This window comes from Saliniramus sp. (genome assembly GCF_035311605.1).
Taxonomy (GTDB): Bacteria; Pseudomonadota; Alphaproteobacteria; order Rhizobiales; family Beijerinckiaceae; genus Saliniramus.
The window spans coordinates 1-5,786 of record NZ_DATGCW010000105.1; the positions used below are offsets into that span (position 1 = coordinate 1).

4 protein-coding genes and 1 pseudogene are annotated in these 5,786 nt (G+C 61.9%); 3 read left to right on the forward strand and 2 right to left on the reverse strand.

Going from position 1 to position 5,786, the window contains the following annotated elements; all coding sequences use genetic code 11:
- From VKP01_RS04985 to VKP01_RS04995, 3 genes are all read left to right on the forward strand, one after another.
- On the forward strand, positions 1 to 967 hold a 967-nt coding region (locus VKP01_RS04985), incomplete at its 5' end, for an MFS transporter (RefSeq protein ID WP_324410863.1).
- A gap of 180 nt (positions 968 to 1,147) precedes the next feature.
- Positions 1,148 to 3,328, forward strand: a complete 2,181-nt coding sequence (locus VKP01_RS04990) for a sodium-translocating pyrophosphatase (protein ID WP_324410865.1) — start codon at positions 1,148 to 1,150, stop codon at positions 3,326 to 3,328.
- Positions 3,329 to 3,453: 125 nt separating this feature from the next.
- A complete protein-coding gene (locus VKP01_RS04995) occupies positions 3,454 to 3,735 on the forward strand; it encodes a hypothetical protein (RefSeq protein WP_324410867.1) in 282 nt (93 codons plus the stop codon).
- Positions 3,736 to 3,789: 54 nt separating this feature from the next.
- Here VKP01_RS04995 and VKP01_RS05000 read toward each other — a convergent pair whose 3' ends face one another.
- Both VKP01_RS05000 and VKP01_RS05005 read right to left on the reverse strand, forming a co-directional pair.
- Positions 3,790 to 4,020, reverse strand: coding sequence for a sulfurtransferase TusA family protein (locus VKP01_RS05000; RefSeq protein WP_324410869.1), 231 nt, complete (start codon positions 4,018 to 4,020; stop codon positions 3,790 to 3,792).
- A gap of 89 nt (positions 4,021 to 4,109) precedes the next feature.
- Positions 4,110 to 5,429: pseudogene (locus VKP01_RS05005) on the reverse strand (class I tRNA ligase family protein); the annotation flags it as partial.
- Between the last annotated feature and the right edge of the window lie 357 nt (positions 5,430 to 5,786).

Sequence of the window (5,786 nt, forward strand, 5' to 3'; positions counted from 1 at the left end):
TGGGCTGCACGGGGTGGTCGGCGGCTCGATCGCGGCGCTCGCGATCGTCTGGGGCGATTTCGTGATGTTCTGCATCGGCACGCTGATCGCCGGTTTTTATGGCTCATACGTCCAGAGCTACCGCTTCGCCGCGACCGATGCAGCGACATCCGCTTTCCGGGCACGGGCGATCTCCTACGTGCTCGCCGGCGGTCTCGCAGCTGGGATTCTCGGCCCGCAGGTGGTGATCTTCACCCGCGATATGGTTCCCGGCGCGACCTTCGCAGGTTCCTTCATGGCACAGGCGCTGCTCGCTCTGATCGCCATCGTGGTGATCTCGTTTCTGCGCACGCCGCCCGTTCCGGTGACGATGCCGGCGCCGGGCGATGCGCCGACGGCTTCCGGGCGACCGCTTCTGACGATCATGTTGCAGCCCCGTTTCATCATCGCGGTGACGGCGGGCGTGGTTTCCTATGGCCTGATGGCCTTTCTGATGACGGCGGCGCCGATGGCGATGGTGGAGTGCGGCCTCCCGCTGGAGACGGCAGCGCTCGGGATTTCCTGGCACATACTCGCCATGTTCGCGCCCAGCTTCTTCACCGGCAAGCTGATTGATCGCTACGGCAAGGAGATGATCACCGCCATCGGACTCGTGATGATCGCGGTCTCCGCCGTGATTGGACTCTCGGGGCTGACTGTGGCGCATTTCTGGACGGCGCTGATCCTGCTCGGTATCGGCTGGAACTTCGGCTTCATCGGGGCGACTGCGCTGGTGACGGATACCTATCGTCCGGAGGAGCGCACCAAGGCGCAGGCGGCAAATGACTTCATCGTCTTCGGCTCGGTGGCCGTCGCCTCCTTCTCCTCGGGCCAGTTGCTGGATGCCGGCGGCTGGGAGATCGTCAACTGGCTCTCCTTTCCGCCGCTCGCCGTGGCGCTGGTTCTGGTCGTCGCGCAGGCGCGGATGCGCCGTCACGCGCCGGCTTGAGCAACAAGCGGCATGTTGCACTGCACAAACACGCAACATTTTGCATAAATGACGTTTGCCGATAGCTGAAAATTTTGGCAGGCTCCGTCCACCACCCTGGGGGCGGACGTTTGGGCGGCGCTGAATCCGCATGCGCCGGCGCGTTGATCGTCTGGACCCCCCAAAGGCAAGGACGGTCACATGTTCGCATTGTTCCTGATCATCATACTGGGCGCGTTGTCGATCGCGTACGGCCTGTGGGCCATCAACGACGTGATGAAGCGAGATGCCGGCACGCAACGCATGCAGGAGATCGCCGCCGCGATCGCCGAAGGCGCGCAGGCCTATCTCTGGCGTCAATACATCACCATCGCCATCGTCGGCGTGGTGCTGTTCGTGGTGCTCATCTTCCTGCTCTCGATCTGGGTTGCGATCGGTTTCGCCATCGGTGCGATTCTCTCCGCTGCTGCCGGCTTTATCGGCATGAACGTCTCGGTTCGCGCCAATGTGCGCACGGCCCAGGCGGCCTCGCAATCGCTCGCGGGCGGGCTCGACGTGGCCTTCAAGTCCGGTGCGGTGACGGGGATGCTGGTCGCCGGTCTCGCCCTGCTCGGCGTGGCTGTCTACTATCTCATTCTGACGCGCACCCTCGGGGCTGATCCCGGCGGGCGCCTCGTCATCGATTCGCTCGTCGCCATGGGCTTCGGCGCCTCGCTGATCTCGATCTTCGCCCGTCTCGGCGGCGGTATCTTCACCAAGGGTGCGGATGTCGGTGGTGATCTCGTCGGCAAGGTCGAGGCGGGGATACCGGAGGATGATCCGCGCAACCCCGCCACCATTGCCGACAATGTCGGCGACAATGTCGGTGATTGCGCCGGCATGGCGGCGGATCTGTTCGAGACCTATGTCGTGACCTTCGTCGCCACCATGGTGCTCGCCGCGATCTTCTTCGCCGGTCAGGCGAATCTCGAGACCATGATGCTGTATCCGCTCGCCATCGGCGCGGCCTGCATCGTGACCTCGATCATCGGGACCTTCTTCGTCAAGCTCGGCCAGGATCAGTCGATCATGGGTGCGCTCTACAAGGGCTTCATCGCCACCGGCGTGTTGTCGATCGCTGCCGTCGCTGTGGCCAATGTGGCTTTGTTCGGCGGCTTCGGCACGACGATGGAGGCACGCGTTCCGATCATCGGTGGTGGTGTCGATGCGGTGAGCTTCACCTCTTTCTCGCTCCTGATCTGCGCCATTATCGGCCTCGTCGTCACGGGGCTGATCGTGGTGATCACGGAATACTATACCGGCGTCGGGTTCCGGCCCGTGCGCTCCATCGCCCAGTCATCGGTGACGGGCCACGGCACCAACGTGATACAAGGGCTCGCCATCTCGCTCGAATCGACGGCGCTGCCCGCTTTGGTGATCATGGCGGGCATCATCACCTCGTACATGCTCGCAGGCCTGTTCGGCATCGCCATCGCGGTGACGGCCATGCTCGCGCTGGCCGGCATGGTGGTCGCCCTCGACGCCTTCGGCCCTGTCACCGACAATGCCGGCGGTATTGCGGAAATGGCGGGACTGCCCAAGGAGGTGCGTCAGTCCACCGACGCGCTCGACGCGGTGGGCAATACGACCAAGGCCGTCACCAAGGGCTATGCGATCGGTTCGGCGGGCCTGGGCGCGCTGGTGCTGTTCACCGCCTATACCGCGGATCTGAACTACTTCATCTCCGCCGCGAACGAGCCCGGCTCGACCAGCTACCAGTACTTCGCCGGGGTCACGCCTGACTTCTCGCTCTCCAACCCCTATGTCGTGGTCGGCCTCCTCTTCGGCGGCCTGATTCCGTTCCTGTTCGGCGGGATCGCGATGACGGCGGTCGGGCGTGCGGCGGGTGCTGTGGTCGAGGAAGTGCGCCGGCAGTTCAAGGAGAAGCCCGGCATCATGGAAGGCACGGAGCGCCCCGATTACGGGCGCGCCGTCGATATGCTGACCAAGGCCGCGATCAAGGAAATGGTCGTGCCCTCGCTGCTGCCGGTGCTCGCGCCGCTCGTCACCTATCTCGTGATCTATCTGATCGCGGGCAAGGACCAGGCCTTCTCGGCGGTGGGGGCGATGCTGCTCGGCGTGATCGTGACGGGGCTGTTCGTCGCCATCTCGATGACCTCCGGCGGTGGCGCCTGGGACAATGCCAAGAAATCCTTCGAGGACGGCTTCGTCGACAAGGATGGCGTCAAGCACCTCAAGGGTTCGGAGGCACACAAGGCTTCGGTCACGGGTGATACGGTCGGCGATCCCTACAAGGACACGGCCGGCCCGGCGGTGAACCCGCTGATCAAGGTCACCAACATCATCGCGCTCCTGCTGCTGGGTGTGCTGGCCGCGATGTGAGATTGAGAAGACAAGGGCGGGTCCGCGAAGGGCCCGCTCTTTCAACGATGCTTCTATTTTCGATTGATATTTCTGGCCTAATGAATTATCAGGCATACGTTTTTCGTATTTCTGGAGTTACTCTTATGATTTTTTCGAACTTTGAGAAGGCGGTTTGCAAGATTGCCGCAGACAGACCGCAGCCGATTATTCAATTCAGCAACGCCATGCGTGATGCCGACCCGCTGAGTGACGACAATCTTCTCCTGATCGACAAGCCCAAGACCGAGAAGGACAAGGATGTTCCGCTGGATGACGCGCCGGGTCGTCGATACGATCCGAATTTCCAGATTCCGGAAGCCTTCAGGATTCATCCGCAGCCCTACCTCAATGATTTCCTGAATGGGATACCGTCCAGGATTCTATAGCAGATCAGCAAGTGATCGTGCGTGGCAATACAAGGTGCAGTCAGGCCGTGCACTTCACGCCTTGCGAATACGAAAAACCAGTAGATCACCGTCGTGTGATTGCGTTTCGAGATGGTCTCCCGTATCGCCGATCAGATGCGGAATGTCGATCGCGGCCATCGGATCGGTGCATTCCACGCGAATGACCGTGCCGGCGGCGACGCGCGTGAGCGCCTTGCGCGTCTTCAGGGCGGGGAGGGGGCATTTCAGCCCGCGCAGGTCGAGCAGGGTGTCGCTATCGGCCATGTTCCATCTGTTCCATCGCTTGCGGTTTTAGGTTTCCGCATGGATGATATGGCGCGGGCGCGATCGGCTGACCAGTCCGCGCCGCGCGTTCACGCCCGCAGCCGCTCTGCGGCCTCGCCCACCTTCGCCCGCCGGGCAAGCGCGGCCTCGCGCCGTTCCCGTTGTTCCTCGACCACTTCTTCCGGGGCGCGTTTGAGGAAATCGGCATTGCCGAGCTTGGCGTCGATCTTCCTGATCTCGCCGTCGAGCTTGCTGATTTCCTTATCGAGGCGTGCGCGTTCCGCCGCAATATCGACGACGCCTTCGAGCGGCAGCGCCGCGACTTCCCCACGCACCAGCAGCTGCACGCTGGCCTTCGGCGCAGCCTGCGCCGTATCGATCGTCTCCAGTCGCGCCAGACGCTTGAGCATGCCATCCCAGCGCGCGACGCGGGCCGCGGCATCCGCGCTCGGATTGATCAGTAGAAGCGTGATCTGCGCGCCGGCGGGGACGTTGGTCTCGGCGCGCGCGGAGCGGATCTCGCTGACGAGATCGACGATCCAGCCGATTTCGGCCTCCGCCGCGTCATCGCGCAGATGCGACAGCGACGGCCAGGTGGCGAGCGCGAGCAACGTCTCGTCGCGGGCGGGGCCGGTCTCGCCCTTCACCGCCCAGAGCTCCTCGGTGAGGAAGGGCATGAAGGGGTGCAGCAACTTGCAGATCTGGTCGATGACATAGGCCGTGGTGGCCCGCGTCTCATCCTTCGCAGGGCTGTCCTCGCCCTGCAGGACGGGTTTGGCGAGTTCGAGATACCAGTCACAGAACACGTTCCAGACGAAGCGATAGGCCGCGCCCGCCGCCTCGTTGAACTTGTATTCGGTGATCCCGGCCTCGATCTGCGCCGCCGCGCTGGCGCATTCGGAGAGCACCCATTTGTTGAGGGTGATATCCACTTTCGCCGGGTCGAAGCCAGCGACCCGTTCGCAGCCGTTCATCTCGGCAAAGCGCGCGGCGTTCCAGATCTTGGTCGCGAAATTGCGGTAGCCCTCGACACGCTGAAGCGAGAGCTTGATGTCGCGTCCCTGCGCCGCCATGGCCGATAGCGTGAAACGCAGGGCATCCGCGCCGAATTTCTCGACCACGTCGAGCGGATCGATGACGTTCCCCTTCGATTTCGACATCTTCGCGCCATTCTCGTCGCGGACGAGGGCGTGGATATAGACCGTGTGAAAGGGCGTCTGATCCATGAATTGCAGGCCGGCCATCATCATCCGGGCGACCCAGAAGAAGATGATGTCGAAGCCGGTGACGAGCACGTCGGTAGGGTAGTAGCGCTTCAGCTCCGGCGTCTCGTCCGGCCAGCCAAGCGTCGAGAACGGCCACAGGGCGGAGGAGAACCAGGTGTCGAGCACGTCCTCGTCGCGGGCAACGCAGTACAAATAAGTACCATTTTCAAGCTCTAAAGGTCTATGAATTGCAACTGAAACTTGTTCGCGCGAAAGCGTGTTAATGTGGTGATTAGACCTCAAGCCGCTTGAGCAAACTTTATCGAAATCCATCTGTGGAACGATCATAGGTAAATTCGAATCGAGCCAATTTATGGGAACGATAAGAACGCTAACATCAGCCGGTGGGATATTGACGTCACTGGCTACCCTCTGCCGAATTTCCTCAACAACTTCCTCTTCCGATTCGAAGCAGAACTCGTTCTTCTTATAGCGAATTACAGAGCCATCTATGTCTGCATCGACTCCAACGACTGGTTGATTGTTGTGCATTCGATAGGG